Here is a 23,914-nt window from a genome sequence, read left to right as displayed (position 1 = left end):
AAATAGAGAGCATTCCTGTGATGAATGAACGGATTTATATATGACAGAATCGACTAAGTTTGTGAAAGAATGTACTTAAACTAACGGGTGCTTTACTTGAAGGTCATTGAGTTGCATATGCAGCTCTTTTTTTCTTTTTGAACTAACGGGGCAGGTTAGTTCAATAAGCCAAATGGATTTTTACATATTATAAATGGAAAATTTATATAAAATTGAAACAACTATATTTTACAGACGTATTAAAGTAAAGCAGCAGGTTAAATGAATAAAGAAGATTGAAAGGAAAGTAATTCATAAAAAAAAAGGAGGTAGAGAAGGTGGACTTATTACTCTGGATAACTACTGGTTTCATGCTAATCGGTTTAGTTGTTCTCATTTCTATGAAAAAAGGTATGGAAAGTAAGGTTGCTTTTATAAAAGCAAATATGGAAGACGAGGAAAATTCATCAAAAGCTAAATCTGTAATTTGGTGGATATTGGGTACAACTGCTTGGGGAGTAGGGGCTATATCTATTGTAGGTTGGTGGTTTCATAATTAATTTGGATAACTGCCGATTTCAAATGTACTTAAAGTAACGGGTGCTTTACTTGAAGATCATTGAGTTGCATATGCAGCTCTTTTTTCTTTATTGAACTAACGAGGCAGGTTAGTTCAATAAACTAGTCTCAAATATTACAAGGACATACCCATTGAAAATGATGAATAAAGTATCATTAAGAGATGTTCGAAATGGGGGTGATTTCTTTGGATGGATTGAAAAAAGTTGTACTTAGATTAATTGAAATAATTGAAATCATTGTAATCTTATCAATTGGTTTACTTTTCACAATTTATATTTTAAGACCTATTTACGAGAACTTTGGAATTCAATTTACGGGAAATGTATGGGTAAACTGGTTTGGAGTTTCTTATATTTTATTCGTCTTATACTCGTTGATTGTTGGTTTGGTTATATCTAGGGAAAGTATTCTCTTTAAACAGCGACTTACATCGGTACTCTTTTGGCTTATTTTTATTGGCTCAAATTATGTAGTTTTTATCCCTTTTATAAAAGGGGGAAATCCATTCTAAGCTGAAAATAAAGAAGAGAAAATATTTTAAGTTACTCAACTAACGGGGTGCTTTAGTTGAATATCTTGGTGCTATTCAAACAGGTTTTTTTATTCAACTAAAGGGGAAGCCTTAGGGATAAAAGTGATTCATGTTGTGGAAACTATACATAGTGAATAATGAGTGAATGTCATTGTTCGCAAAATACCAATTACATGTACTTAAAGTAACGGGGTGCTTTAGTAAAGGATCGTTGAGCTGTTCAGACAGCTCTTTTTTTATTGAACTAACGGGGCAGGTTAGTTCAATATTTAAAAATGAGTGTGTTGTATGAATAGTATTTTGAAAAGGTGTTACATAATGTAGAACATAAAACTAGTCAATTAGATTGTACATTCTTTGGTAGTAATGATTGTTTCGTGAAAATACAAATGTGACGAAAGAATATCGAAGTACTTGACAAGATGGTTCTCGTACTTGTACGGACATCCTCTTTTGAAATTGCTGGGTACGAATCCTTTGCAGCTTTTAATAATGCCATTCCTTTTTGTTCATCACGTGCGAGTGAGAGATTCTTTTTTGTATTCGCTTTTAGGGAATTACGAATCACTGTTTTGAACAAGCTACTACTTCATCTAGGTGCGGATATAGTTGCACAATATTTAAAAAGAGGGACGATCGTGTAGAAAACAATCGTTTTAATTTTGGGAAACTAGTTGATAATGGCATGCATTCGATAAAATAAATAGTTGATTTCTGTATCAAGTTGTGAAATTTTTCCTTCAAATTCACATTGACGATAATGGTTATAAATCACGATTGTACTTTTACCCATACTGACATCAAGTGCCACTACATGTTTCATCTGTATTTCTCCTTTTAGTCTTCACAGTGCCTTATCGATTCCATTTTCCAATTTAGATGAGTTTAAAGAGGTGTAGTTAATATTTCAATATTCCCTATTTGTAGATGTTAATAATTGGTTGAATTTTAATATGAATAATGTATAATACTAAATAATGGTACCAGCAAAACTTTATTGGTACCAAACGTATTGGGAGGTGCCATTTTGAGAGAACGAATTATTAAAGAAACAATTTTGCAGATTGAAGAAAAAGGATTCTCATTTACTGTAAGTGACCTTGCAAACGGATTATCAACAAGTAAAAGAACAATTTATACATATTTTTCATCTAAGAATCAGCTAGTTGAAGAAGTAATTCAACATTTATTTAGTCAGATTAAGGAGCAAGAGAGAATTATTATTGAGGACACCCAACTTTCTTTATTGGAAAAAATACATCAAATACTCATTTGCGTACCGAAACAATTTGAATTATTGGATGTACGTTTACTTGCAGATTTAAAAAAATATCATTATGAGGAATGGATAAAATTAGATCGCTTTTTGAAAGAAGAGTGGGATAGTGTCGTTTACTTAATGGAGCAGGCAATTAAAGAAAATTTAATAAAAAGCATTAATATTTCCTTATTCATTGAGGTATATTTAGGGGCAATTAATCAAATTTATCAATCTAAATTTGCAAGTAAGAATGAAATGGCAGTTGGAGAAGTATTTCAGTCAGTAGTGGATATGTTGTTGCAAGGAATTATAAATGAACGGAGGAATGACTAGAAATGCATTGGATCTACTTGTGCTTAGCTATTATTTTTGAAGTAGGTGGAACAACTAGTATGAAGTTATCAGAAGGTTTTTCGAGGCTATATCCAAGCATTTTAATGATAGTTTTTTATCTTGGTAGTTTTATTTTTCTGACGTTATCGTTAAAAAATCTAGATGTATCTGTTGCATATGCTATTTGGTCTGGAGTAGGAATAGTAATTATAACTTTAATTGGATTTTTCATGTTTCAAGAAGGTTTAAGTACAGTAAAGGCAGTATCGATTATTCTTATTTTAATAGGAGTTGTCACTTTGAATATGGAAAGTAAACATAGTGGTTCTATCGAAGAAATATCACAAATAAAAGAAAATATTTAGTTACATATACTTCTAATATATGTCGCAATCTATAACTGGAGGGAATAAATGAAACTATTAAAACCATTTTTTCTTGTAACAGATGTCGGTTTTATCCTTTATTGGATTGCCACCTATTTTTATCTTATACCAAAAAATGTTGCATTTAAGGACTATGATAATCCAATGATTATTGCATGGAACTGGTCATTCTTCCCTTTGGATATTCTAATTTCAATTACAGGATTGTACAGTTTATATTTATGTAGAAGGAATCATCCTACTTGGGAAAGCATGGCGCTTATTTCTCTTGTTTTAACATTTTGCTCAGGATTGCAAGCAATTGCTTTTTGGGCATTTATCAAAGACTTCGATTTTACTTGGTGGTTATTTAATTTATACTTAATGATTTATCCGTTATTCTTTATGAAAATTCTATTTAAGAATAAACTATCTCAAACGGAGAAATCACTTCGCCATTCTTTTAAACAGTTGTAGTAAACTTATACTGAATAAACTTAAGCGTATTCATTTGTGCCCATATTAAGAGCGAAATAACAAATCTTTTTTGTGCTAACGAGGGCTTTAGTAGAAGATTTTTAATCTGTTCAGACAGCTCATTTTTTCTTTAACTAACGGGGCAGTTTAGTTCAAGAGAGGTTTTAACTTGTATTCAACAATCGGAACTAACGGGGCAGTTTAGTTCAAGAGAGGTTTTAACTTGTATTCAACAATCGGGCCATCTAGTTGAAGAGGAAAAGTGAGGGAGAACTTGTATGATCTATGTAAATGTTAGAGCAATAATTGAAAGAAATGGACCAAATGGAACTGAAATCGTTATACAAAAAAGGGTTAAATCTAATGAGAATAAAACACCTTATGAGCTACCTGGAGGAAGGTTAGAGGAATTCGAGTCATTTATGGAAGGACTTAAAAGAGAAGTGCACGAAGAAACAGGACTTCATATAACAAAGATTTTTGGGGAAGAAACTAGAATTGAAACTAATGATGTGGACTCAAATGTTGAAGCTATGAAGCCTTTTGCTGTATATCAAACGACAAATGGTCCAGTAGATTCATTAGGCGCTTATTTTCGATGTCAAGCCTCTGGTAATTTAGTTAAAGAAGGCGACGGTACTATGGATATAAAGTGGATTCCAGTAGATGAGCTACACCATTCACTAGAGAAGGATCTAATAGATTTTAGCTGGGTCGATAAGTCTGGAATAATGTATTATTTAAAATGGTATTACGCAGAAAAACAACAAATTGATTAGTATGATGCCTATTTTATTCTGGAAAAGCATTCATTAAATTTCCGATAATAACTTTACGGGACCTTTGTATAATATTGGAGTGGTTATATTGAAAAAATTGTTTTTGAAATGGATTGTGAAAGAAAGTACTTAAAGTAACGGGTGCTTTACTTGAAGATCATTGAGTTGCATATGCAGCTCTTTTTTCTTTATTGAATTAACGGGGCGTATAGAGGGATTAACGACGGAAAAACATTTCTGAATGAAGTTTTTGAAACTTGGTTTTACTTATAAACGTATATAGATTGGAGGTGAAATTTATGGAAAAGAAAATAGGTATTTCTCTGTCTGTTTTACTACTCGGTTTCGTTGTAAGTTATATCTTAACATCAGCATTCGCGCATTACGGGATTAATACATCATCGTTAATAACTGGATTGCTTATTGTCTGTGTTACTGTTTCTCTGATTTCATTGTTTGAAAAGATTTTTCCCGGGAGACCAGAAGAAGCAAATTAATAACATAATCTGTTAAACCTAAGGGAGTAGTTATACGAAGGACTGTTCCCTAAGATTTGTTGCACAGTTTGACCACAGTCTTCCGCAATAGGTGCGATTGTTGAATTAGCGTTGCTGTTCTTATTTAACTAACGGAGTGCTTTACTTGAAGATCATTGAGTTGCATATGCAGCTCTTTTTTCTTTATTGAACTAACGGAGCAGCATACCTGTAAGGAATGTTCATATAAATTATGGATTATGCAAAACAAAGTAAGTTTGTGAAAGAAAGTACTTAAAGTAACGGGTGCTTTACTTGAAGATCATTGAGTTGCATATGCAGCTCTTTTTTTTTATTGAACTAACGGAGCAGTTTAGTTTAAGTAGAAAAATATATATACCATTGCTGAAGAAATAAAATAGAGTATAGATTGAATCGAACCATATCTAAGAAAACAAAAAGGGCCGCTTTAATGAAAGCAGCCCTTTTGTATACGTTAACGGTAGTTATTATCTTATATTGCTATTATAGCACAAACTATTTTGAATTATAAGACTTTTAATTCCGCTGTATAAAATATACCATAATATGGAATGGGGGTAGAGGAATGATTTTTGATCAGCTTTTATATGAGAGGCCTAACATCGTTGAATTTGAAGAAGAGGTATTTGAACTATTAGGAAAGTTTGACTCTGTAAACTCATTTGAAGAGCAATTTAAGCTAATAGATAAGATTAATTCGCTTAGAAATCATGTTTTAACAATGTTGACTATTGCGGAGATAAGAGCGCAATTAGATACCTCAGATAAGAAGTATCAGGAAGAACAAAAGTTTATCAATAAAAATTGGCCAGTATATGAAAAAGTTGTAGCGAGTTATTATGATCGTTTAATAAGGTCCACATTTAAAGAACAAATTAGTAAAAAGTATGGAAAACAGTTACTGAATCTAGCTGAGATTAATGTAAATACAATTGGTTCATCAGTTATTGATAAATTAAAAAGAGAGAACAATCTTATAAGTGAATATACAAAAATGATGGCAAATGCCAAGATTGAATTTAAAGGAGAAGAGAGAAATCTAGCTCAATTAGACAAATTTGTTTCATCTCCAGATAGAATGCTTAGAAAGCAGGCTATCGAAAAAAAATATGAACTATTGGAGCAATACGAAAATAGAATTGATGAACTTTTTGATTCTTTAATTCAAGTAAGAACTCAAATAGCAAAGGAGCTCGGCTACAATTCTTTTGTGGAACTTGGATATGCTAGACTTTCTAGGGTTGACTATGGTCAACAAGAGGTGGCTGACTTTAGAAAAATGATTTTGAAATATATGGCTCCTATATCCGAGAAATTAAGAGAAAAGCAACGGATTCGGATTGGGATTGAGAACTTAACCTACTATGATGAAGAAGTGAGGTTTAAAACCGGAGAGGCTATCCTTAAAGGGGATTCTAATTGGATGATAGAAAAATTTAAAACTATTTTCCAACAATTATCTGAACAACCTGGTGAGATTTTTAAGTTAATGCATGCGAATAAATATATGGGTTTAACCATTAAAGAAAATAAAGCAAGAGGTGCTTATGCTACTTATTTATGTAATGAAAAGATTCCATATATCTTTGCAAACTTTAATGGATCAAGAAAGGATGTAAAGGTACTAGCACATGAATTTGGTCATGCATTTCAGATGGCTATTTTTAACCAAAATAACACTATACCAGAATATATACTTCCCACTAAGGAAGCTTGTGAAATTAGCTCAATTGCAATGGAATTTCTTATATGGCCCTACATGGAAGAAATATTTGGGGATGACGCAATGAATTATAGATATTCACACTTAGAGGATGCTATATTTGCAATGCCTTATAGGGCTAGTATTGATGAGTTTCAACATTTTATCTATACAAATCCTAACTTATCAATAGTGGAGCGAAAGAAAAAATGGGTTGAAATTGAACAAAAATATATGCCATATAAAACTACTTATAATCACCCTTACTTAAAAAAAGGGAACTTGTGGCACCAACAAATTCATTTATTTAAATTTCCATTTTACTATATAGACTATGCAATGGCTCAAATTTGTGCATTGCAGATTTGGTCAATCGCACAAATAGATATGTATACTGCTTGGAATGTATATATGGATATTTGTAAACAAGGGGGACGTTTATCTTTCCTAGACTTACTTGATAATTCAGGAATCGCTTCACCATTTAAAGAAGAAGCATTTGAAAATATGATAAAATCCATTGATACATGGTTTAGTAAGAATGATTAATTACAACATAATGCCATTAAAAAATCCCTATATAAAATAATTATAATATATGATAAAAATAACTTCTTAGTTAAACTAAACCAGCTAACAGTCGCTTTTTCACTAACGGGTGCTTTACTTGAAGATCATAGAGTTGCATATGCAGATCTTTTTTCTTTATTGAACTAACGGGGCAGTTTAGTTGAATAAGAAGGTTTTTTTGGAAAGGTGTTGAATAAGTTAAAGCATGTAAACTTTTGAACAAACACCCGCCTTGGGTGAAAATGAAGTCAGTTGGAGGAGATATTATTAATCATAATGAAGTTGCTGAAATATACGAAGCTTATTTAAGTCCACTAGTATCAGAGTTGTACGTGTTGGAAGGCTATGAAACAAGTCTAATTAATGCTCATGCCGGAGGGCGGAATGTCGTTTATAACTGTGAGAAAGAGGGCGCTAGTGCAAAAATACTCAGAATCGCCTATTTAAATGACAGGAGCCGAGAGGATTTGTTGGGCGAAGTTGAATATATCCAATATTTATTCGAGCATGGCGGTAGTGTCTCGAATGTAATCAGCTCCCGGAAGGGAAATCTACTGGAAGAGATTACTCATAATAATCACACCTTTTTTGTCTGCCTGTTCGAAAAGGCTAGGGGAAAAAGGCTGGTAGAAAATCATTATCAGTATCGCGAAGGAGTTCCTATTACGGAATACTATTATAACTGCGGTAAAGTTCTGGGTAAGCTGCACCAATTGTCGAAAGGCTATGCTCCCGTCCATCGCCGGTATAGTTTTTTCGATAAATACAATGTCGAGTATATCGATAAACTGATACCTGGTACGCTATCACTGCTTAAGGAGAAGATGGTAGAGCTCCTTAAAACTTTAGAACGATTGGACAAGAACTCTGAGTCTTTCGGGATGGTACATTTTGATTATAGTGATGGTAATTATATGATTGACTTTGATACCGGACAAATCACTGTATTTGACTTCGATAATTCATGTTTCTGTTGGTATATGTATGACTTGGCAAATCTCTGGACACTCGGAATGGGCTGGATACAATTTGAGCCAGACGCCGGTAAACGAAAAAACTTTATGGATGATTATTTCAGAACAGTACTAGAGGGATACACATCCGAGACCAAAAACGAGGATTTGATGTTGGATAAATTGTCCTTATTCATCCAAATAACCCTCATAGAAAATATTGTAGATGCATTCGAGGTAATGCGGAACAACGGTGAAGAGCTGAAGTGCGATGAGGAGTTGTCATATAGAATAAAATGCCTTGAAGATGATATCCCGTATTTTGGGTTTTTCCATGAAGTTTTCTCGTGCGAAGAACCTTTCGAGTGTGAGGAACGAAAAATTTAATCCACCAATTGCCGAAGATGACGACTATATAATCATAGAACAATAGCAAGGTTGTTGTACTGTCCGTTGCATTACTACACCAGTTAACGAGGGTTCTATCTCATTTCATAAATCAATGGGTTTTTCCGTATCCTTAAAAACTGATTAAGCTGGTCCGGGACAAGACCGTATTTTATTTTCTATAAATATTGCTACTTAAAATTATTCTTATTCAACTAACGGGTGCGTTGATCCAAGAAGGATTAACGCTCTTTTTGTTGAATCGATTGTACTAAAGGGGAAGTTAGTTGAATAATATTCCCTTAATTTACTGATAGAAAGGATGTTTTTATTGCCTGTTGAATCTGAAAGACTGTTATTTCGTCCGTATACGGATGATGATTTTGATTTCCTTATGTCCTTATTAACTGACCCTGAAATGGTTAAATTTATTGGAAATGGAGAGACAAGAAACATATACGGTGGGAAGAATTTTTTAAGCTGGATATATAGTACATACAAATTTGGTGATAATTTGGGATTATTGCTGTTAGTTCGAAAAGAAGACAATGTTCTTATTGGGCACGCTGGTCTCGTTCCACAAGTAATTGAAAATGAAGTGGAAATAGAAATAGGGTATTGGATCGCTCGAGATTATTGGGGACAAGGATATGCAACAGAAGCTGCGATTGCACTTTGGAAATATGGAAAAGAACATCTAAATAAACAAAGATTTATCGCTTTAATTCAGCCTGAGAATGTCGTTTCGCAAAAAGTAGCTAAAAATATAGGAATGGTAATGGAGAAGAAAATAATATTAGGAGGGAAAAGCGTAAACGTATTTTCAATATCATAACAATGTCTTATTGAACTAGCTGTCCCAATCATTAGTGTAGTTCTCCTAATATTTATTACAGATAATACCCTTCTAAAGTGGAGGCTTCTAATAGTTGGAATAGTTCTAGTTAAAAGCTTCAGGTGAGCGTTAATTTATATACTAGATGTGATTTAATATAACAATTAAAGTTTGTGAAGAATTTCACTTAAACTAACGGGTGCTTTAGTTGAATAAGGAGTCTCGTTAGATTTATGCAGATTTACAACGTTCAGGAAAGAATTGTTACCAAACGGCGCTTTGGGAAGGCTTGGGAAAGTGATATAATGAATATTCATAAAAATCCAAAAAGGAGCTTAATCTATGACTAATAATGAATTTAGCGATAATTTGTCCAAATATGCAAATCCAGGGGAATATGATGAGACCTATAAAAGTTATACGGCAGATTTAGAATTCATCGAAGCTCATTTAGGTGGGAGTAATCAATCAATTATTGAACTTGCTTGTGGAACAGGTCGTTTAGCAGTACCTTTAGCAAAACAAGGACACTTAGTATATGGTGTTGATATTGATGCAGGAATGTTGAAGTATGCACAAGAAAAAGCTGATGCTGAAGGTCTTAACATTCACTTAAGCGTTCAGGATTGTACAAAATTAAACTTGCCTATCAAATCAAACTTTATATATATGACGGGTAACTCCTTCCAACATTTCTTAACTAATGAGAGTCAAGATGCCCTATTCATCTCAGTCAAAAGGCATTTAAACACAAAAGGCGAATTTATTTTTGATACGAGAAATCCTATTTTACATGAACTTTTAAACGTTGATATTTCTGAAGAATCGATTGAGCAAAATGGAGAAATAACAAAAGTTATCAGTCAGGAAGTATATAATCCTTTGAATCAAATTTTAGAGTGTACTTCAACATACATATCTTCAAAAAATGAGTATAAAGATAGTATTAAACTACGATATACGTATCCATTAGAGCTAAAACGTGTTTTGCAACAACATGGCTTTGAGTTAATCAGTATATATGGCTCATGGAAAAAAGCATTATTTGATGCAAATAGTATTTCAATGGTTGTTCATGCACGATTAAAGTAAATTATATGCATATTTAAATTATCATAACGTTCCCAAATCATACTTTGGTGACTCTACGAAGAAAACTTTCCAAACCACGCTTTTGGTGCATTTTTTACTTCAACTAACGGGTGCTTTACTTGAAGATCATGGAGTTGCATAGGCAGCTCTTTTTTTTATTGAACTAACGATGTAGTTTAGTTGAAGAATAATTGATAATATATGTATAGCAAATTGAACATTGGGACGTGATTAAAACGGATAACAGATTATTGGCGGTATATGTGGAATGGGAAGAAAAATTAGACAAGGATGAGTGGTATTTTAGTAATTCTTTTGAATTAATTACAAAGGAAATGTCTTCTGACGAAGCATTTAACTATATTCCGATTGTCGTTGAGGTCTTATTGAAGTTAGATGATGACTTTTTGATATGGCAAACCCTTTATTTTTTAATTAAACTGTATGGTATTGCTGATACCACTGAAATACATCCTTTCCTTGATGAGAATATGTCTATTCTAACAAATCATATTAAGAAGTTTAAAGACCCCTATGCTACTCCATTTGCGGAGTTCAAAAGGCATTTAAGGATTAAATAATAACTTTATTCTTATTGTGCTAACGAGGCAGTTTAGTTGAATAAGAAAAATATTACATATATAAAATCAGGAAATACATTGTTAAGATTGGATAGGTCAAGTATTCTATGGAAAGAAATTAGAAACGGGACGTTAATTAAAGAAGAAGTAAATATATCTAATTGTATGGAGGAGTCACGTTGGTTAATGAAGTAATTAAAAATGCTAAAGAAATGATTCAAAGGTCTGGAACATCCACTAGGATATCGACAGTTGGCGAAATAAATGACCTAAATGAAAAACTAGATATTAAACTACCAGAATGGTTGATAGAATTAATGACTACGGTAGAAGTGTGTGATAGTGAATTGATTGTTCCTCTAGATGAGGAAGATGAAGAAGCTCAATTACGAATACAATTCTTGAATCCACAGTGTATGATTGAAGAATGTTCATTATATGTTCCTGGATGTGCAGTACATAAAAACGGTTATATTTGTATTGGATTAGAAATAGGTATTGGAAATCCTTACGCAATAAATATACACGAAGGAAATAATCCTCCTGTCTATTTATTAAATCATGAATATGGTGAAGAGACTGAAATGATAATTGAAAATAAACTAACTGTTGTAAAAAAATTATCCGACCTTTTCCTAGTTGCGACTATAAAAAAGTAAAATTGTTGAATAGCCCTTTAAAATTTAATGTTTGTGAATAAATGTACTTAAACTAACGGGTGCTTTAGTATAAGATCTTAGAGCTGTTTATACAGCTCTTTTTTATTCAATTTAGGGTAGGATAGTTTAATTTGAAGTGATTAATATTAGATATTAAAGAAGAATAGAATGGAAAAGCGTGAAGAAGTAAAGGGATTGAGAATGGTTGTTAAATTATGTACAGCAAGCAGTATTGGAACTTACCAAACATCTTTGCAATATCCTCACGTAAACATTGTCCCATTACTGTACACTACCATATATAAAAGACAACAAAAAAAAGACCGCCCGTTATGGAGTGGTCTTTTTTTATAATATAAACTTTTAATCATTATTACATTTTTTGTATCACATACTTCATATATATAAAGTTTAAAGTTCCTGATTTTTTCGATAGGACTTACTAAGCGATATAGTATCCATTATTAACCACAATACACCAGCGATAAAAGCAACAGCTATACTTTCAAAAATCGAACTTTTAACTAGTATCATCATTACTGCAAATACTGTAGCAAAACCAATTGATCGAAAGATATTTCTCTTTTTCATTTGCATATATTCATCTTTTGAAAATACTTCCGAATATTCAATTCCAGATATAATATAACGCAAAACAATATAAATTAAAAAGAAAAATACTGGAATAGCGAGTAAAATCAAAGGCTTTATTTCTGTATTAAGATACAACGCTATCATAATAAAAGATAAAATGAGCTGAAACAAAGCACCTTCTACAATAAATCTTGAAGTTCGTTGTTGACGATATTCATCTTGCGCAAGTAAGTTGAAAATATTCATGTTATTCCTCCCAAAATAAATCATTTAGTGTTTTATTAAGTTTTTTGGCTATTGCAAGACAGAGTTGCAAACTAGGATTATAGGCATTTTTTTCAATCAAACCTATTGTTTGTCGAGTAACACCGACAGCCTCAGCTAATTGAGACTGAGTTAGCCCTTTTTCCATTCTAGCTAATTTAATTTTATTAACCATATATACCTCCTAACGATGTAATTTATATATTACATATGCAAGTTATACATTACATTAATTTGTTAAATACTTCAAGAACTTTTACGAATTTAATATTAATTTTTTATTAGATACCACAAATTTATTGCGGTTATTCTCCATTACCATCCCAACCAATTATCTAGATTTTGTCTTCTATAAACGGGTGCTTTAGCAAAAGATTAATGAGCTGTTCATACAGCTCATTTTTTCTTGTTCAACTAAAGATGCAGTTTAGTACAAGAAGAGTTAAAAAAAATATTAGCAAGGACATTTGGAAACCAATATTCTATAATGGGATTTAAATACAAAAGAGGTGAATGAAATGCGACCCATATTATCAAAGGATTTGAATGAAAAAGATTTCAGAAATTTTTACTGGTTAAAAGAAGAACTACAGGTTTTTTGTAGAGAAAATGGGTTAAGTACTTCAGGTTCAAAAGTTGAAATCACAGATAGAATTGTGTTCTTTCTTCAAACAGGAAAAATCGTTAAACCATCGAGAAAACAAAATTCTTACCAAAAGTCTTCCAAATCAAAGGAATTGAGCCTATATACAATTATTACAGAAGAGCATCGTTGTAGTCAGGCAGTAAGGGCATTCTTTAAATCACAAATTCCTAAATTTCATTTTTCCACACATATTCAAAACTATTTTAAAGAAAATGTAGGAAAGACATATCAAGAAGTAATTGCTGCCTGGTATGAAGAAGAGGGTCGTAAGAAAGACCCTTCATACATCACAACAATTAGTTCTCAATTTGAATATAATCAATTTACACGAGATTACTTTACTGATCCTGAAAACAAAGGGAAAAAGCGAGAAGATGCTATTGCTGCTTGGAAAGAGATAAAGAAGTTGCCAGGAGAAAATAAATACATATCGAAAAGTAATTCTTGATCCCTTCTTCTTCTTCAACTAAAGGGGCAGGTTAGTTCAAGAAGACTTTGTTAATGGGAAGGAGAGGACTAATTTATGTTATTTATGCTTTGGCTTGTCATACCATTATTAGGCGTTTTATGGTTTTTAAATTTTACTACTTTTTTGAAGAACCTAAAGAATGGAAAAAGCACTCATAACCAAAATGTTTTAGGAGCAGTCTTAACGTTTATTTTTATCTTTGCTCTAATGTACTGCTATGTTGGAACCCACTAAATAAAATAGATTGTGAACCTTTACACTTAAACTAACGGGGCAGGTTAGTTGAAGAGTGTTGTTTAACTTTAGTTCAACAATCGGGCCATTTAATTGAATAAGACTACACAAAAAGTCGCTTTCCCTTACGTAAGGAAAGCGACTTTTTAGATTGATTTCCCCCTTGTTATCAGGCTTTTTACTTTAAGTTCCTTTGACTAATTTTGAAAATGTTGTTGACTATTCAGTTGAACTGTATTATGTTATTATTAAGTTGAACTATATAGCTGAACTGAATAGAGGGTGAGGATATGAAACATAAATTATTACCGTTGTCTGAAACCATGCATTATATTTTATTAGCTCTGCGTGAGCCACTCCATGGCTATGCCGTAATGCAGAAGATAGAAAAGATAAGTAATGGTAATGTTATTTTAGCAGCTGGTACATTATACGGTGCGATTGAAAACTTGAATAATCATGGTTGGATTGAACCTGTTGGAGAGTCAGGTCGGAGAAAAGTTTATATGATAACTGCAGAAGGAAGCGCCATTTTGAAAATGGAACAAAACAGGTTATTGCATATTTTATCCCTATACGAAGGAAGTGAATCGAATGAAGAAATTTAAAATATTTTTTGATATCGAAAAAGAGGAGCAATGGCTGAACGAGCAATTACAAAAAGGCTATCGTTGTACAAATATTAGTGGATTAGGAATATACACTTTCAAAAAAACTGACAAGGGAACTGACAAGGGATATGTTATACGACTTGATTATCAAGATTATTTACCTAAGAAAAAGTTGGTTGAATACAAAGGGATATATGAGGATTTCGGTTGGAACTATATAAAGGGGCCCTGGCTTAGTGGAGTACGGTATTGGCAAAAAGAAGATGATGATCAAAATGAAATCTTCTCGGATCGCCAATCAAAGGATAATCATTATAAAAAATTAATGAATTATTCATTTTGGATGGTTATACTGTGTTTAGCTTATTCTTATATGTTTTACAAGGATTCGGGATTATATCATGAAGGTCTTTGGAGTATGAAAGGTTCATTATTTTGGAAGGCATTTTTATTTGAAACTCCGTTTGTCCTTTTGAAGTTGTCTTCCACATTTCTGTTTGTTTTTTTTGGTGTCAATTTCTATAAAACTTATCGAAAGTATTCAATATTAAAAATAATGCGAGGAGGTTAATTATGAACTTTTTTTAATTCAAAGAAGTAATTGAGGATAATGTATCTACCACAATCGAGCGCGATTGTTGAATAAGCGTCCCTTTTCTTATTCAACTAACGGGGCTTTACTTCAATAAGGAGTAGAGCCTTTTTCTTCTTGAACTAACGGGGCAGGTTAGTTGAACAAGATTCTGAAGTTCAAGTCCTTAGAGTTTAGAAGAATAAACGGAAGTATCTATTATAATATTTATTCATTATTATTCGCTATACTACTAAAAAGGAGTGGAATGATGTTTTTCTTAACACGTGAACGACAGGAAGTATTCAACGCAGCACATACATATCCATTTGAGGAAGAGTTCGATGCTGAATTTGAAAATCATTTATATGAGCATTTAGCCGAGTATATAGATGTTTTACCACAAAAGTTTCAGTCGGGAATTATTGAACGAACTTTATTTCGAAATGATACTTTAATGGAAGTGTTTGAAGAATGGTGCAATGTGACAATTGAGCAGTTCACAACTAAGAGTAATGCTATTTATGAAAAGCGTGAAGCAATTGTTGAACGCTTTAATCCGTCTGCACAAACCGTTTTTTCACAATCATTTCATGATGGTAAAATTTTGAATGCTGAGCAACAAGGAAATAATTTTACGCTTCTATTAGATATGAGTGGAGGGTTTACAGTCGAGTCAATTGTGCAGTTAGTTTTTCATGATGCACAAACAGAAGGTAATCTTGAAGGCTATTACGTGTATGACGAACTAATAAAGATCAAAAGTAGATTTGCATTACGAGTTTTATCTAGTTTTGGTAGCCCTTATGCTGAATGGACGATTTTCTTTAAAGATGTGACAGCAAAATACTTGTATCGTCCTGCAGTTTATATTGAACCGGAAGAAGTCGCGACGTGGGATGATTATGTTATTGCGCTAAATCTAGATGACAATTACTATATTGTAAAAGATATGCACTTTGTAGAGATTGATTTGGCTAATCTTTCGCAAACGGATAATGGGATTTTTGCTGGAGGGGTATTACTTGGTGATACCTTTGAGGAGGCAAGAGAGCGAATTTATTGTGCTACTTATGAAGATCCATATGCTCATTTTAGTGAGCCTATTCCGACTGATGAGTTGTTATTTGCTATGTTTGATTTAGACCAAAATATACGAGTACGTGCCTTCAACACAATTTTTGCACTAGGAGAGGATGCTGCATATATCGTTAATGATGCGCTACGTAACGTCGATGTAAGCGCAGATGAAAATATGTATTTTGGCATTATAGCAAGCCATTTCGATCAATTCGGTTGTTTAGAGGATGATGTAAAACTGAAATGGCTTAGGGAATAAGAAGAGTGCTGTTCAAAACGTTCTCCAATTGAACAGCCTTTTTGTTTTTATTTAAGCTAGTATAGCTTGAGATTTATTTTATCGAAAATTTTTTATACCTGAAAAACATCTTTTCTTTTACTAGCCGAGCTAATAGATTATCCTACATTACTCCATTAAAGGGCGCAATTGTTGAATAAGCTTCACTTTTCTTCTTCAACTAATGGGGCAGGTTAGTTGAAGAAGAATTAAAGGACAATCGTTCAATGTGGTTGAATAAGTATTATATATACTAATTCATTGGGGGTACATAATGGAGTTTTATAAATTTAGTAAAGATAGTGGTAAGAGAATTTCAAAATTTGATTCGAATTTTATTATGTCTCGTATTATTCAAACAGATAAAGCAACTAATATAGGATGTATGCACTTAGACCAAAATGGTATTGTAGGGTTCCATCAAGCAGTAGTACCTCAACTTTTGGTAGTAATAACAGGAGAAGGGTATGTTCGTAATGATAGCGAAGAATATTTTAAAGTTCAGTCTGGAGATGCTGTATTTTGGGAAAAAGATGAATGGCATGAAACAAAATCAGATAAAGGATTAACTGCTATTGTAATTGAAAGTGTCGAGTTAAATCCTTCCTTATTTATGCCATTAAAGAAATAGATATTATTCAACTAACGGGGCAGTTTAGTTGAACAAGGCTAGATGGTAAATTACGCTAAGAATAGAAATAAAATTAGGGGGATTTCTAATGCATATAGACAATAAAACAGTATTAGAATTAGTGGAATTTGATAAATATGATGTTTTAGGTTTGGTAGAACTTTCTACATCAGTTGGCTGGGATTATGATGAACATGAAATCAGAACTGTTATGTCATCTGGTAAAATATACGGACATAAAAATGCTGTTGGGAATATTGTTTCTAGTGCCGCAATAATACCTTATGATACTAATTTAGCTTCAATTGGTATGGTTATTGTTAATGAAGAATATAGAGGTTTAGGCTTAGGAAAAAAGGCTACTCAGAAATGTATAGAAAGTGTTTCTCAAAATACCTCAATAATGTTAATTTCAACTGAGGATGGGAAACCCTTATATGAAAACTTGGGTTTTATAACTGTCGATTCTGTACATAAGTATTTAAGTGACAATTATATTCCAACTAAATTGTTTAATAATCATCGAGAATTTACCTTAGAGAAATACAGTGAGAATGATTTTAATGAACTTATTGAATTAGATTCGGCTGCATTTGGTGATAAGAGAAGAAAATTACTTCTTAACAGGATAAATCAATCAAAACAATGTTTAGTTGTTAGAAATTCAAAGGGGAAGATTATTGGGTTTGGATTATCCATATTAGGTCCAGTAAATTTATTAATAGGACCTATTGTAGCACCAGATTCACAAACAGCTGCTTTAATAATCGATGGGTTAGTTCTTAATCATCAAGGAAAGTTAAGGATTGATGTGCCATCCAGTAATGACGAGTTAATGCTGTTCTTGGAGAAAAGTGGATTTATAAAAGATAGTAATCCTCCTATAATGATAAAGAACTCTGTTAATATGCCATATAGGAATAAAGAGTTATTTGCTATTACTGCACAAATCTTTGGTTAGGGATAGCAATATCCTTCTTCAACTAACGGTGGCTTTAGTTCAATAAGAATTATACAACAGTACAGTGACAAAAAAAGGTGTTTAACTTACAATAAAGTCGTTTAAAGAATAATAAAGTTGTTGAAAGAATGCGAGTCATTCTTTCAACAAACGGCCAGCTTGTGGTGTAAATAAACCAGTGTGCTTTAAGTTTTCTGAAAATTATGGGAGGATATAAAAACTGTGAACATTGTATTATTATAATTGAATTGCTCCTATAATAAAAAAGAGCGCGCGCTGAATATAATTTGAAGGAGCAAAATAATGATTGCAAATCAACAATTAGTTATAAACAATTTTGAAGAAAAAATAAGAATATTCACTCATGCGGTTAATGGAAAGCTTATCAAAGAAGAAAATTTCGTTTTGGCGAATACAGAAATACCCACTGATACATTCAATGTACTTTTGCCGAAATCTTCACATATAAAAAATGCAATTAATATTAGAAGTAGCATCGAAAATATGCATCTAAAAGAATATCCCTTTAGTACGTGGATTGACTCTCGGTATTTGAACGCTGGCTGGCAAGACCTGATGCAAGAATACGACCTAAAAGAAGCAGAACGTAATGTAATGATGAAACTTGAAAATACCCTTAATGTCGGTCAAAGAAAGTCCCATCAGCTTATGATTACTCATGTGAGAAATTTTGAAGAACTTAAGGAATATAAAGAAGTTTTTATAAGCCTATTTGAAGGTACACCAGAAAAAGATGCGTTGGAAAATTATTTTAATAAGTTTTCTGAAGTAAATTTAGGTTCAGAAATTCAAATGTTTATTGGACGCGTCGGTGAAATAACTGTATCTACTGGTTTACTAATAGATAGCAAAGAAAGTTATGGTATTTATGATGTTATGACAAAAGAAACATTTAGAGGTAAAGGATATGGCAGTGAAATGTTTCATTACCTTCTTACTCAGACAAAAGATAAACAAAAACCCGTTGTTTTACAAGCATCGGAGGATGGGAAAAATATCTATAAGCGCTTTGGGTTTATAGATGTCGGAGAAATGGTTGTATTTGAATAAGGAGATTTCTTAATAAGTTAACGGGGTAGTTTACTACAAGAAACAATTAAGCGATTGTTGTTAAATAATAACTGAAATCTTCTCCAACTAACGGGTGCTTTACTTGAAGATCATTGAGTTGCAAATGCAGCTCTTTTTTCTTATTGAACTAACGGGGCAGTTTAGTGCAACAAAGAGTACTTTCAGAATTATGGGGATTTACAACGCTAAGTAAAGAAATGTGACCAAACGACGCTTTGGGAAGATTTATGCCTCATTGGATTATTTTTTTTTATGTAACAAGTATGAGGTTTTTTAGTAATTAAAGAAAAAAACAGAGGAATTAAAGTATCAACAAGAGCAACTCGGCAAGAAAATTAGCAATATTCAAGAAATGAGGAATTTCATAAAGAATAAGGAAGCATTCATTTCTGAACCCACGCTATCAAGTTGTTACATAGAGGAACGACAAGATATATGGGTTGTGTCTATTCGTAAAACAATAAACATTATTGACATAGACAGACTCGTTAAAATGTTGTTTGAAAGGATATATGCCTATAAGTTTGATACGGAGGGGCCCCTACTAGCTATTTTTCATCAAAAAGACTGGAAACGAAAGAAAGCAGATGTTGAATTACTTTTCCCCATAAAAAACGATAAAAATGAGGAGTATCTCACCGTATTGCCTGGAGGAATGTATGCATGTGTCAATGTGAAAGGACCGTATTCAGAACTTCACTACGGTTACAAACGTTTAAAGAGATGGGTGGAAGAACAATCACTGCACGTTGAAGGTATGTATATGGAACAGTACATAAAGGGACTCGTCCCACCCAAGTAGTGGATCCAATAAATATTAAACCGAATAATGAGATGCACCCAAATTATTTTTTGACAAAAGTGTTTGTAAAGGTAAAGACGTAGAATAATTGAATAACGAATTGAGCTAAACTCTCCAGTTGATGGAGGGTTTATTCTGTTAATAGCAAGGTATATATGGCTTGCTATTAAAATGCAGAATGGGGAGCTTGGAATGAACAAGCATACAGGGAAATTTGCTTATCTAAAAGGAAGTTCGTATGAAATTGGAAAACAGCAGGCATTAGAATACCGTGAGAGTACACATGCTAAGGAAATTTTTTTTAGGGAACAACCTGATTCCGACAAAGCGTACCTTGAAATGAAATCCCAAATCGAGGAGTACTGCCCGGGATTAAATGAGGAATTAGAAGGTTTTGCAGAAGAATTTGGCTATAAACCAAATCAATTAAAGTTTTATAATGATGCATGGTTAATACCAGGAGGCTGTAGCCTAGGCGCAATTTTGCCCTCAAAAACAGTAGATGGAAAGACTTATGTATTAAGAAACTATGACCTCTCACCTGAGATTTCGGATATGCGCCTTTGTACAACTAAAGTAGATGGAAGATACACGCATACTGGTTTCTCAGTTTCTACATTTGGTCGAAGTGAGGGATTAAACGAGAAAGGTCTATGTGTAGCATTTGCTTCGTGTGGCATGCCAATAGGCAAATATCCCGGTATGAGAGAACCAGTAGTTTCTGGGCTACAGTTCATGGTGGTGGTTAGGGCTGTACTAGAGACGTGTGAAAATATTGAAGAAGCTGTCCGTACAGTGAAAAGCATGCCTGTGGGAACGAACATGAATTTACTTTTAGCGGATACCAATGGTGAGGCAGCTTTAGTTGGAACATACGACGGAGTGACATTAGTTAAAAAAGCAGAACTAGACTATCTAATTGCAACAAACCATGGGCTTTTTCCTGAAATTGAAAGTATTGAACCAGGTAAGCTAGAACATTCCCAACTACGATATACTATTTTAGAGAATAAATTTAGTGCCAATGGTAAAAGAACTACATGCGAAATGAAAGAGCTTCTTTCAACGGAGTTTCCAAAAGGGCTATCCATTCATAATTACAAAGAGAACTTTGGAACAGTTCATTCAGTTTTGTTTAATCTTACTGATCGCCAACTTGAATGTTCCTATGGTTCTCCTTTAAAAAATAAATTATATAAGATGAACGTCGGTGATCATTTTTCAAAAAAACAAATCCCAGTTGAATTTTGGAACAAGAACTATGGACCTGACTTTTGGAGAATATTGAGATAATAATTAAATATAAAATCATAGCTAGTATTTAAAGTGAAGCGTTTTTTCTTGCTATTATTGAGAGTATAAAATATTTAAGTTGTGAATAAGTGTACTTAAACTAAACGGAGTGCTTTAGTGCAACAAGGATTTATAAAGTATACAAAATAAAACCAATAAACGTTCCCAAATCAAAGTTTTGGGACGAAATAAAACACTTAAAACGTTGTCATACCAATGTATTAAGTGTTTTTCTATATTTCATTCATATACACCTTATTATGCACTATCGTTTGAACTTAGATACAACAAAGCTTTCAATGCTGTTCAAAAGAAATTGCACTGGTTCATATTTTGAATAAAATCTTGCATATACAGTGGATTCTTTAACGTTATAAATCAACCTTTTCCTATAACATAGCTTTTTCTTTATTGAACTAACGGGTGCTTTACTTGAAGATCATTGAGTTGCATATGCAGCTCTTTTTTTCTTATTGAACTAAAGGGGCAGTTTAGTTGAATATGAAGGAGTAGAAGGTTAATTTAAACAGATAATAACAAAGTGAAACTATAAATTTCATAACTATATTGATTGAATATCTAAAAGAAAATGTGCAGTAATCAACTAATAAAAAAACTGACAACTAATGTTGTCAGTAAAAAGAATGCATTACCTACCTTTATGTTTATTTTTAGACTTTTGAACTTTGATATTCCTAATATATTCTTTACGTTCTTCTTTTAGTCGTTTGCAGGTAACAGATTTTTCTTTTTTTCTAAGATCCAATTCGGCTTTAAGCGCTTCGTCAGCCTTAGTAGAAATACTAGGTTTTTTAAGTTCTTTCGCCACTTTTCTTTGAAGTCTTTTAGGGTTGATTTTTTTTACTTTATTTTGTTGGATAGGTATTCCACTATGTTTATCATTATTTTTGATAAAATCCAACAAATTCGTATTTACAAAATCATAGACCTCTTGATCTTTAGGTTCTTTTCCAAAAATATACCGGTATGCTTTGTATTTGTTTTCGGAAATGTTTTCTATTAGCCCTATATAAAATTGCCCATCATAACAAATGGTTAGTTTCATAGTAGGTCCCTCCTTAATATTAATCTCGAATGATGGACATCCCAAGGAGGGGAAGGTTATTGACATCAAAATTGTGATGCATTCGGACTACCAACCGAATCGTATTTTTTCATTCAAATATGTATTATAAACCATTTGGTAATTTTTGTAATGCAAAACTTAGATTTTAATTATTAGTTGACTTGAAATTGATACAAAAAAAGAAAATCTCATAAAGTAGAAATCTAACTACTGAACAATATGAGTAAATTAATAATTATGGTGCGATCCGCTATTCATTGCGAATATCTAAGAATTTGTGAAGAATCACACTTAAACTAACGGGTGCTTAGTTGAAGATCTTGGAGCTATTCAAACAGGTTTTTTTATTCAACTAAAGGGGAAGCCTTAGGGATAAAAGTGATTCATGTTGTGGAAACTATACATAGATAGTGAATAATGCTTTTTTTGTTGTGATATATTGGAACGGAAAGAAGGATTAACGCAAAAACGACTGAAAATCGAGCAAATTAGAAGGAATAAATGAAGATAAAGCGGTTTTCGCTCGAGTTGAACCTGAATAAAGTGTAGATTTGTAAAAAAGATTGATTTTATATTGGGAATTTTTGTTACTATCAATATTGAGATTGTGAAAGAATGTACTTAAACTAACGGGGCAGTTTAGTTGAATAAGAGTCAAGTTCTATAATCACAAGACAAAGAAGGTGTAAAAAACGTTTGACACTTCCTTTGTCTTATTTTATTATATAGGTGTAAAAGGTTTTTTACACCTTAGGGATATGGCGGTGGCATATAGAATGGAAAACAGAATTAAAGAATACAGAGAAAAAAACAGTTTTTCACAAGGGAAATTAGCAGAGTTATGTAATGTAAGTAGGCAGACGATTAACGCAATCGAGAACAACAAGTATGACCCAAGTTTACAGTTGGCATTTGATATAGCGAAGTATTTAGGAATCACTATGGAGGATTTATTTATACCATTGGAGAATGGAGGAAAAAAGAGTGGATAAATCAAAAAAAATCATCGTTGTTTTAACATTTACTTTATTTTGTACGCTTGCGGGGATCACTATATACAGATGGGTACGATTGGGAACTATAGATGGTGGGTTAATATTTTTTAGTTTTCTTTCCTTAGCATACTTTGTTAATTCTCTTACTTGGGGCAGCCACGAAGGTCCTAAAGAGAAGGACGAATTAGATAAGCATATTGAAACCCAAAGTGCTAAGATAGGTTACTTTGCATTAATGATATTGTCAGGTTTAATTCTGTTTATCTCTGAAGGAGCAACTAAATTTAATGATATTGAGAATTATCCTTTGCTTATTGTGGTCGGTCTTACATTTGTGACACTTCCGATTACAGAGTTTGTATATTCAAGGAAGTATAAATAATATAACCTACTAATAATGAAACTCCTGTTTGAACTAACGGGTGCTTTAGTAGAATATCTATGAGCTGTTCAGACAGCTCTTTTTTCTTCTTCAACTAACGGGGCAGGATAGGTCAACAAGGGGATAGATTGATTAATAAGATGGGACTTGAACTTAATAGAACAATAAACCACCACCCGAAAGTGGAGGTTTATTATTAAATCGAGGGAATTACTGTTCTTTTAAGCTGGTTATAGAAACACTTTGTTTTTTATTTGGTTCATCAAGGGGATGGATTGTAGCTGTTCCATTTTGTTTATCCACGTGCTCAATGTAGATAC

General features: G+C 32.7%; 30 protein-coding genes. 24 read left to right on the top strand and 6 right to left on the bottom strand.

All coding sequences use genetic code 11. The annotated features are described in order from the left end of the window. The first annotated feature begins 317 nt into the window (after positions 1-317). Both BK137_RS16255 and BK137_RS16250 read left to right on the top strand, forming a co-directional pair. Positions 318-539: a hypothetical protein gene (locus BK137_RS16255; protein WP_038189222.1), complete on the top strand. Its 222-nt coding sequence runs from the start codon at positions 318-320 to the stop codon at positions 537-539. 206 nt (positions 540-745) lie between these two features. Next, positions 746-1,072, top strand: coding sequence for a hypothetical protein (locus BK137_RS16250; RefSeq protein ID WP_038189219.1), 327 nt, complete (start codon positions 746-748; stop codon positions 1,070-1,072). 358 nt (positions 1,073-1,430) lie between these two features. Here the strand turns inward: BK137_RS16250 and BK137_RS22385 are convergent, their stop codons facing one another. After that, positions 1,431-1,673, bottom strand: a complete 243-nt coding sequence (locus BK137_RS22385) for a hypothetical protein (protein WP_038189216.1) — start codon at positions 1,671-1,673, stop codon at positions 1,431-1,433. A gap of 90 nt (positions 1,674-1,763) precedes the next feature. After that, positions 1,764-1,916 carry a hypothetical protein gene (locus tag BK137_RS22380; RefSeq protein ID WP_179078284.1) on the bottom strand — a complete coding sequence of 51 codons (153 nt, stop codon included), beginning with the start codon at positions 1,914-1,916 and terminating at the stop codon, positions 1,764-1,766. A gap of 204 nt (positions 1,917-2,120) precedes the next feature. Between BK137_RS22380 and BK137_RS16240 the strand changes: the two genes are divergently transcribed. From BK137_RS16240 to BK137_RS16190, 11 genes are all read left to right on the top strand, one after another. Continuing rightward, positions 2,121-2,687, top strand: a complete 567-nt coding sequence (locus tag BK137_RS16240) for a TetR/AcrR family transcriptional regulator (RefSeq protein ID WP_038189204.1) — start codon at positions 2,121-2,123, stop codon at positions 2,685-2,687. A gap of 2 nt (positions 2,688-2,689) precedes the next feature. After that, positions 2,690-3,052 (top strand): DMT family transporter, encoded by a 363-nt coding sequence (locus BK137_RS16235; RefSeq protein ID WP_038189201.1) that lies wholly within the window; start codon positions 2,690-2,692, stop codon positions 3,050-3,052. A 48-nt stretch (positions 3,053-3,100) separates the two neighbouring features. After that, on the top strand, positions 3,101-3,529 hold the full coding sequence (locus tag BK137_RS16230) for a YvaD family protein (protein WP_038189199.1): 429 nt from the start codon (positions 3,101-3,103) through the stop codon (positions 3,527-3,529). Positions 3,530-3,807: 278 nt separating this feature from the next. After that, on the top strand, positions 3,808-4,308 hold the full coding sequence (locus tag BK137_RS16225; RefSeq protein ID WP_038185063.1) for an NUDIX hydrolase: 501 nt from the start codon (positions 3,808-3,810) through the stop codon (positions 4,306-4,308). A gap of 299 nt (positions 4,309-4,607) precedes the next feature. Further along, positions 4,608-4,805, top strand: a complete 198-nt coding sequence (locus BK137_RS16220) for a hypothetical protein (protein WP_038185160.1) — start codon at positions 4,608-4,610, stop codon at positions 4,803-4,805. Positions 4,806-5,391: 586 nt separating this feature from the next. Then, on the top strand, positions 5,392-7,077 hold the full coding sequence (locus BK137_RS16215) for a M3 family oligoendopeptidase (protein ID WP_038185159.1): 1,686 nt from the start codon (positions 5,392-5,394) through the stop codon (positions 7,075-7,077). A 263-nt stretch (positions 7,078-7,340) separates the two neighbouring features. After that, positions 7,341-8,438: a phosphotransferase enzyme family protein gene (locus BK137_RS16210; protein ID WP_179078283.1), complete on the top strand. Its 1,098-nt coding sequence runs from the start codon at positions 7,341-7,343 to the stop codon at positions 8,436-8,438. A 331-nt stretch (positions 8,439-8,769) separates the two neighbouring features. Continuing rightward, a complete protein-coding gene (locus tag BK137_RS16205; protein ID WP_081730091.1) occupies positions 8,770-9,273 on the top strand; it encodes a GNAT family N-acetyltransferase in 504 nt (167 codons plus the stop codon). A 342-nt stretch (positions 9,274-9,615) separates the two neighbouring features. Next, positions 9,616-10,365, top strand: coding sequence for a class I SAM-dependent methyltransferase (locus BK137_RS16200; protein WP_038185157.1), 750 nt, complete (start codon positions 9,616-9,618; stop codon positions 10,363-10,365). 263 nt (positions 10,366-10,628) lie between these two features. Continuing rightward, positions 10,629-10,946, top strand: coding sequence for an ABC transporter (locus BK137_RS16195; protein ID WP_235175735.1), 318 nt, complete (start codon positions 10,629-10,631; stop codon positions 10,944-10,946). A 179-nt stretch (positions 10,947-11,125) separates the two neighbouring features. Then, complete coding sequence (locus tag BK137_RS16190) at positions 11,126-11,605, top strand: SMI1/KNR4 family protein (RefSeq protein WP_038185155.1); 480 nt, start codon at positions 11,126-11,128, stop codon at positions 11,603-11,605. Positions 11,606-12,016: 411 nt separating this feature from the next. Here the strand turns inward: BK137_RS16190 and BK137_RS16180 are convergent, their stop codons facing one another. Then, positions 12,017-12,445: a hypothetical protein gene (locus BK137_RS16180; protein WP_038185147.1), complete on the bottom strand. Its 429-nt coding sequence runs from the start codon at positions 12,443-12,445 to the stop codon at positions 12,017-12,019. Position 12,446: 1 nt separating this feature from the next. Continuing rightward, positions 12,447-12,638 carry a helix-turn-helix transcriptional regulator gene (locus BK137_RS16175; protein ID WP_038185145.1) on the bottom strand — a complete coding sequence of 64 codons (192 nt, stop codon included), beginning with the start codon at positions 12,636-12,638 and terminating at the stop codon, positions 12,447-12,449. Between the two features lie 343 nt (positions 12,639-12,981). Between BK137_RS16175 and BK137_RS16170 the strand changes: the two genes are divergently transcribed. The 9 genes from BK137_RS16170 (at position 12,982) to BK137_RS16125 (ending at position 21,130) form a co-directional block, all read left to right on the top strand. Next, positions 12,982-13,557, top strand: a complete 576-nt coding sequence (locus BK137_RS16170) for a DUF6434 domain-containing protein (protein WP_038185144.1) — start codon at positions 12,982-12,984, stop codon at positions 13,555-13,557. 545 nt (positions 13,558-14,102) lie between these two features. Further along, complete coding sequence (locus tag BK137_RS16160) at positions 14,103-14,420, top strand: PadR family transcriptional regulator (RefSeq protein WP_038185142.1); 318 nt, start codon at positions 14,103-14,105, stop codon at positions 14,418-14,420. Beyond that, positions 14,407-14,994: a DUF2812 domain-containing protein gene (locus BK137_RS16155; protein ID WP_038185141.1), complete on the top strand. Its 588-nt coding sequence runs from the start codon at positions 14,407-14,409 to the stop codon at positions 14,992-14,994. The genes BK137_RS16160 and BK137_RS16155 overlap by 14 nt, the downstream gene beginning before the upstream one ends. Positions 14,995-15,265: 271 nt before the next feature. Further along, on the top strand, positions 15,266-16,333 hold the full coding sequence (locus BK137_RS16150) for a DUF4085 family protein (RefSeq protein WP_038185133.1): 1,068 nt from the start codon (positions 15,266-15,268) through the stop codon (positions 16,331-16,333). Between the two features lie 292 nt (positions 16,334-16,625). Then, positions 16,626-16,982, top strand: a complete 357-nt coding sequence (locus BK137_RS16145; RefSeq protein ID WP_038185132.1) for a cupin domain-containing protein — start codon at positions 16,626-16,628, stop codon at positions 16,980-16,982. A gap of 88 nt (positions 16,983-17,070) precedes the next feature. Then, complete coding sequence (locus BK137_RS16140; protein WP_038185131.1) at positions 17,071-17,943, top strand: GNAT family N-acetyltransferase; 873 nt, start codon at positions 17,071-17,073, stop codon at positions 17,941-17,943. Positions 17,944-18,246: 303 nt separating this feature from the next. Further along, positions 18,247-19,014: a GNAT family N-acetyltransferase gene (locus BK137_RS16135; protein ID WP_038185130.1), complete on the top strand. Its 768-nt coding sequence runs from the start codon at positions 18,247-18,249 to the stop codon at positions 19,012-19,014. 463 nt (positions 19,015-19,477) lie between these two features. Beyond that, positions 19,478-19,837: a GyrI-like domain-containing protein gene (locus BK137_RS16130; RefSeq protein WP_235175734.1), complete on the top strand. Its 360-nt coding sequence runs from the start codon at positions 19,478-19,480 to the stop codon at positions 19,835-19,837. 192 nt (positions 19,838-20,029) lie between these two features. Next, positions 20,030-21,130, top strand: coding sequence for a C45 family autoproteolytic acyltransferase/hydrolase (locus BK137_RS16125; RefSeq protein ID WP_038185129.1), 1,101 nt, complete (start codon positions 20,030-20,032; stop codon positions 21,128-21,130). A 649-nt stretch (positions 21,131-21,779) separates the two neighbouring features. Here BK137_RS16125 and BK137_RS16120 read toward each other — a convergent pair. Continuing rightward, positions 21,780-22,196: a YjdF family protein gene (locus BK137_RS16120; protein WP_038185127.1), complete on the bottom strand. Its 417-nt coding sequence runs from the start codon at positions 22,194-22,196 to the stop codon at positions 21,780-21,782. A gap of 797 nt (positions 22,197-22,993) precedes the next feature. On the opposite strand from BK137_RS16120, the gene BK137_RS16115 reads away from it, so the two are divergent. Both BK137_RS16115 and BK137_RS16110 read left to right on the top strand, forming a co-directional pair. Beyond that, positions 22,994-23,209 (top strand): helix-turn-helix transcriptional regulator, encoded by a 216-nt coding sequence (locus BK137_RS16115; protein ID WP_038185121.1) that lies wholly within the window; start codon positions 22,994-22,996, stop codon positions 23,207-23,209. Then, positions 23,202-23,594 (top strand): DUF2178 domain-containing protein, encoded by a 393-nt coding sequence (locus tag BK137_RS16110; RefSeq protein ID WP_200866438.1) that lies wholly within the window; start codon positions 23,202-23,204, stop codon positions 23,592-23,594. The genes BK137_RS16115 and BK137_RS16110 overlap by 8 nt, the downstream gene beginning before the upstream one ends. A gap of 210 nt (positions 23,595-23,804) precedes the next feature. Here BK137_RS16110 and BK137_RS16105 read toward each other — a convergent pair whose 3' ends face one another. Beyond that, a complete protein-coding gene (locus tag BK137_RS16105; protein ID WP_425318990.1) occupies positions 23,805-23,906 on the bottom strand; it encodes a small, acid-soluble spore protein, H family in 102 nt (33 codons plus the stop codon). Positions 23,907-23,914: the final 8 nt, after the last annotated feature.

This window comes from Viridibacillus arenosi, assembly GCF_001955655.1.
GTDB lineage: Bacteria > Bacillota > Bacilli > Bacillales_A > Planococcaceae > Viridibacillus > Viridibacillus arenosi.
The sequence above is the reverse complement of the archived record's forward strand: the minus strand, read 5'-3'. Positions and strand labels throughout refer to the sequence as shown.

Bases quoted from the DNA above. Each gene is read 5' to 3' on its own strand.
- BK137_RS22380 (WP_179078284.1), bottom strand. From the start codon at position 1,916: ATGAAACATGTAGTGGCACTTGATGTCAGTATGGGTAAAAGTACAATC.
- BK137_RS16235 (WP_038189201.1), top strand. From the start codon at position 2,690: ATGCATTGGATCTACTTGTGCTTAGCTATTATTTTTGAAGTAGGTGGA.
- BK137_RS16230 (WP_038189199.1), top strand. From the start codon at position 3,101: ATGAAACTATTAAAACCATTTTTTCTTGTAACAGATGTCGGTTTTATC.
- BK137_RS16225 (WP_038185063.1), top strand. From the start codon at position 3,808: ATGATCTATGTAAATGTTAGAGCAATAATTGAAAGAAATGGACCAAAT.
- BK137_RS16220 (WP_038185160.1), top strand. From the start codon at position 4,608: ATGGAAAAGAAAATAGGTATTTCTCTGTCTGTTTTACTACTCGGTTTC.
- BK137_RS16215 (WP_038185159.1), top strand. From the start codon at position 5,392: ATGATTTTTGATCAGCTTTTATATGAGAGGCCTAACATCGTTGAATTT.
- BK137_RS16210 (WP_179078283.1), top strand. From the start codon at position 7,341: ATGAAGTCAGTTGGAGGAGATATTATTAATCATAATGAAGTTGCTGAA.
- BK137_RS16200 (WP_038185157.1), top strand. From the start codon at position 9,616: ATGACTAATAATGAATTTAGCGATAATTTGTCCAAATATGCAAATCCA.
- BK137_RS16180 (WP_038185147.1), bottom strand. From the start codon at position 12,445: ATGAATATTTTCAACTTACTTGCGCAAGATGAATATCGTCAACAACGA.
- BK137_RS16175 (WP_038185145.1), bottom strand. From the start codon at position 12,638: ATGGTTAATAAAATTAAATTAGCTAGAATGGAAAAAGGGCTAACTCAG.
- BK137_RS16170 (WP_038185144.1), top strand. From the start codon at position 12,982: ATGCGACCCATATTATCAAAGGATTTGAATGAAAAAGATTTCAGAAAT.
- BK137_RS16160 (WP_038185142.1), top strand. From the start codon at position 14,103: ATGAAACATAAATTATTACCGTTGTCTGAAACCATGCATTATATTTTA.
- BK137_RS16155 (WP_038185141.1), top strand. From the start codon at position 14,407: ATGAAGAAATTTAAAATATTTTTTGATATCGAAAAAGAGGAGCAATGG.
- BK137_RS16150 (WP_038185133.1), top strand. From the start codon at position 15,266: ATGTTTTTCTTAACACGTGAACGACAGGAAGTATTCAACGCAGCACAT.
- BK137_RS16145 (WP_038185132.1), top strand. From the start codon at position 16,626: ATGGAGTTTTATAAATTTAGTAAAGATAGTGGTAAGAGAATTTCAAAA.
- BK137_RS16140 (WP_038185131.1), top strand. From the start codon at position 17,071: ATGCATATAGACAATAAAACAGTATTAGAATTAGTGGAATTTGATAAA.
- BK137_RS16135 (WP_038185130.1), top strand. From the start codon at position 18,247: ATGATTGCAAATCAACAATTAGTTATAAACAATTTTGAAGAAAAAATA.
- BK137_RS16125 (WP_038185129.1), top strand. From the start codon at position 20,030: ATGAACAAGCATACAGGGAAATTTGCTTATCTAAAAGGAAGTTCGTAT.
- BK137_RS16120 (WP_038185127.1), bottom strand. From the start codon at position 22,196: ATGAAACTAACCATTTGTTATGATGGGCAATTTTATATAGGGCTAATA.
- BK137_RS16115 (WP_038185121.1), top strand. From the start codon at position 22,994: ATGGAAAACAGAATTAAAGAATACAGAGAAAAAAACAGTTTTTCACAA.